The organism is Streptomyces sp. NPDC057654 (genome assembly GCF_042800135.1).
Classification (GTDB): Bacteria; Actinomycetota; Actinomycetes; order Streptomycetales; family Streptomycetaceae; genus Streptomyces.
The window spans coordinates 1-2,847 of record NZ_JBHVHQ010000250.1; the positions used below are offsets into that span (position 1 = coordinate 1).

Below are 2,847 nucleotides of genomic sequence, written 5' to 3' on the forward strand. Positions count from 1 at the left end.
TTCCAGCACCAGGCAGGGGGTTCTTCTCCTGCTGCCCGGAATTCCGGAGGATCAGGCGGACTGCGAAGAATCCCTTTTCTGCGCAGTCCGCTGCACTGGGATCAGCAGAGCTGATCCGGACGACGACTCGCACGTATGAATCTATGAGACGTCAGGAGCGGTCCCGTGTCCCCATACCGTCAGATGCCCATGTTCACCGGCACCCTCGGGTTCCTCTCGAACTTCGATGAGACGCCCTTCTTCGTCCCGCGGCTGAGGCGTCAAGTTGCCTCCGGTGAACACGCGTTCAACGCGCTGAAGACCCTCGATCCCGCTGAGCAGAACCACGTGCTCGGTGCTCCGGATCCCGGCGAAAGCAAGAGGCGGGGCCGTCGGGTGACGCTGCGTCCCGGCTGGAACACCGGAATGCGTGTCTGGGCCATGCAACGTGTGCTCACGGCCAAGTTCGCCGTCCCCGACCTGAACCAGCGGCTCGTCGCCACCGACGACCGGATGCTCGTCGAGACGAATGGCTGGCATGACCAGTTCTGGGGTTCGTGTTTCTGTCCGAAGCACGAGCGGATCCCCGGCACGAACATGCTCGGCGAGTTGCTGATGGCCATTCGTGCGCACTCCCGCTGACGGCCACTTGCCACACCTGAGGCAGCCAGGCCGCCCCCTCCACATCTCCGAACGAAATCGACCACATGCACCGAGCCTGACGCTCTCAACCGATTGAGGGCCCACTGGACCGACGGACGGTAGGCGGGCCTTCAATCGCGCTCGACGATCCCTGCCCTCCCCACTTCATCCAGCCCCGGAGCACGTGAGGCATCAGAGCAGCATCGGGAACATTCACGTGTTCCCATCACCGCCCACTGCATGACGGCAGTTCTTGACGTCTGCGACGATCGGAAGGAACACATCGCATGAACATCGCCATGGAGCTGCTCGCCGACGAGCTGGTCACCGCAGGCATCACGGTCAACTACCGCTATGTGTGCGACCAGCCTGCCCACGCGGCGGGCCCGTGCAGCATCCGGCACTACCTCTACGACGCTGGAACGGCGACAGCCTGGGAGGCCGTCGCCGACGGCCGGATCATCCTGACCGTCAGCGGCCGGCGCGAGCACCGGATCGACATTGTGGACCTGCGGCCCACGCAGGCCCAGGGGGCCGCCATCGCCGCCCGCCTGGCGGCCGCCGCGTAGGAAACCCAGCCACCGGAAGCCCTGCCGACCTCGGAACGGCCCACTGTCCATGCCGGCCGGCCGGGTCACGGACCGGAAAGCCCCCGCAACACCGGCCGGCCGAGCCGCTGCAGGGCAGCGGCGATTTGGCAACTCCGGGCCAGGCCGCGACCCCTCGACACCGGTCCTCACCAGCTCGAGGACCTCCGGATCGCAGGCCTGCGGGAACAGGCGCGTCGCCAGCACGGAGTACACCGCGAACCGGGCGGGCAACAGGCGCCGAGGCTTCTTTGAGCATCCGTCTCACCCACCACCCGGTTGTACCCACCAGCCCGCCAGCTCAGGACCCCAGCCCCCGTCGCCCCGGACGGGAGGATCAACACACCGCTTCAACCGGCCGGCCCTGCCGAAAGCGACGGAATTATCATCCGTTCGACAGGAAGCAACAGTCATGCCCGGACCGGAACCAAACAACCCTCGTGCAGGACCACGAAAAAGGCAACTGTGAGGCTAAGGACATGAATGAGGTCACGGAACACACGGCCGGTCGCTGGGTTGCCTGCGAAGGGAAGGTGACCGATACCCGACGGATGGTTGATATTGTCATCACCCACAAAGACCGGCCGGATCACCCGGACATTCGCGGACTGCTGCACGGGTATCGGTCCGAAGCGCCAAACGATCCGACTCACCGCGACATGTGGGACCTCTACGATTTCGTGGATGAGGCTCTCGCCTGCCTGACGGACCGTGCGCCGTGCCAGTTTCTCTTTTTGCTGGAAATCCGCTGAACTTGTCATGTGGCCGATGTGGCGGACAGCCGAAACAATAGGCGACAAGGAAGACTGGTCCGAAGAGAGAGGCTGAGCACTTGCAGTCAGCCTCTCACCTCGTGTGAACTCATCTGCGGGCTCTCGATCGAGAACGCGAATCAATTGCAGACTACATGTCGGGAGGCTGCTCGATGAATGCCGACAAGATGGCCCACCACGCAATTCGGGACATCTTCTTCAACCACAATATGCACTGGCATAATTACGGGTATTCAGATGAGGAGGTGAGCCAGATGATTGCAGCAGTCAGGGCCGTGGACCACTCTGATTCCACGTACATCGTCACAGTGAACACACGGGACTCCGAAGGGGTCTTTGACGTGACGGAATACGGGATGACCTACTGGACCTTCGAGGCAGCCGAGGCAGCCGCACAGGGGCGCGTGAACCGCTCTCCGTGGGCACTGTGCGGGCACGTCCGCATAATCTCTCCCGATGGTGCGTCATTCAACGTCGGGACAGTATTTCCGGCCGCTGACAAGAAGGGCATGAGAGGAACTGATCACGGGAAAGCAGACGAATAGAGGGAGGAACAGCTGATCTCTAAAACGTTGACGACTCAGCGGGCGACGTTGCCTGGTCGCACAGCGCGAGGGCCGCCGCGCCTGCCTCGATGGCGGCGGCCCGGTTGAGCCGGTGGACTCCGGGCCGCTCATCCACCGACATGCACAGCACATGCCACGTCTCGGCCGTGGCGACGGTGAGATTCGCGGAGACCGCCGACAGGGCGCCGGCAGCCTCCCGTGTGATCGGCTTCTCACCGCCGTTGACGTTGCCGGTACGCGTCACGCGCCGTTCGTCCTTGCCCGCGTCCTCATCGATGCGCACCGAAGTTGCCCCGGGAC

5 protein-coding genes are annotated in these 2,847 nt (G+C 63.7%); 4 read left to right on the forward strand and 1 reads right to left on the reverse strand.

Translation table 11 applies throughout. The features are described from left to right. Positions 1-189: 189 nt before the first annotated feature. From ACFU99_RS19775 to ACFU99_RS19790, 4 genes are all read left to right on the forward strand, one after another. The gene (locus tag ACFU99_RS19775) at positions 190-621 is read left to right on the forward strand and encodes an NADAR family protein (protein ID WP_384393618.1); all 432 of its coding nucleotides are present in this window, start codon (positions 190-192) and stop codon (positions 619-621) included. A gap of 287 nt (positions 622-908) precedes the next feature. After that, positions 909-1,190 carry a hypothetical protein gene (locus ACFU99_RS19780; RefSeq protein ID WP_384393621.1) on the forward strand — a complete coding sequence of 94 codons (282 nt, stop codon included), beginning with the start codon at positions 909-911 and terminating at the stop codon, positions 1,188-1,190. Between the two features lie 458 nt (positions 1,191-1,648). Further along, positions 1,649-1,960 (forward strand): hypothetical protein, encoded by a 312-nt coding sequence (locus ACFU99_RS19785; protein ID WP_384393624.1) that lies wholly within the window; start codon positions 1,649-1,651, stop codon positions 1,958-1,960. A gap of 173 nt (positions 1,961-2,133) precedes the next feature. Further along, positions 2,134-2,526 (forward strand): hypothetical protein, encoded by a 393-nt coding sequence (locus ACFU99_RS19790; RefSeq protein WP_384393627.1) that lies wholly within the window; start codon positions 2,134-2,136, stop codon positions 2,524-2,526. 19 nt (positions 2,527-2,545) lie between these two features. On the opposite strand, the gene ACFU99_RS19795 is transcribed toward ACFU99_RS19790, so the two are convergent. Beyond that, the coding region (locus ACFU99_RS19795; RefSeq protein WP_384393630.1) for a hypothetical protein at positions 2,546-2,847 on the reverse strand (302 nt) is incomplete at its 5' end.

Coding starts and splice junctions, on each gene's coding strand:
- ACFU99_RS19790 (WP_384393627.1), top strand. CDS start 2,134: ATGAATGCCGACAAGATGGCCCACCACGCAATTCGGGACATCTTCTTC.
- ACFU99_RS19780 (WP_384393621.1), top strand. CDS start 909: ATGAACATCGCCATGGAGCTGCTCGCCGACGAGCTGGTCACCGCAGGC.
- ACFU99_RS19775 (WP_384393618.1), top strand. CDS start 190: ATGTTCACCGGCACCCTCGGGTTCCTCTCGAACTTCGATGAGACGCCC.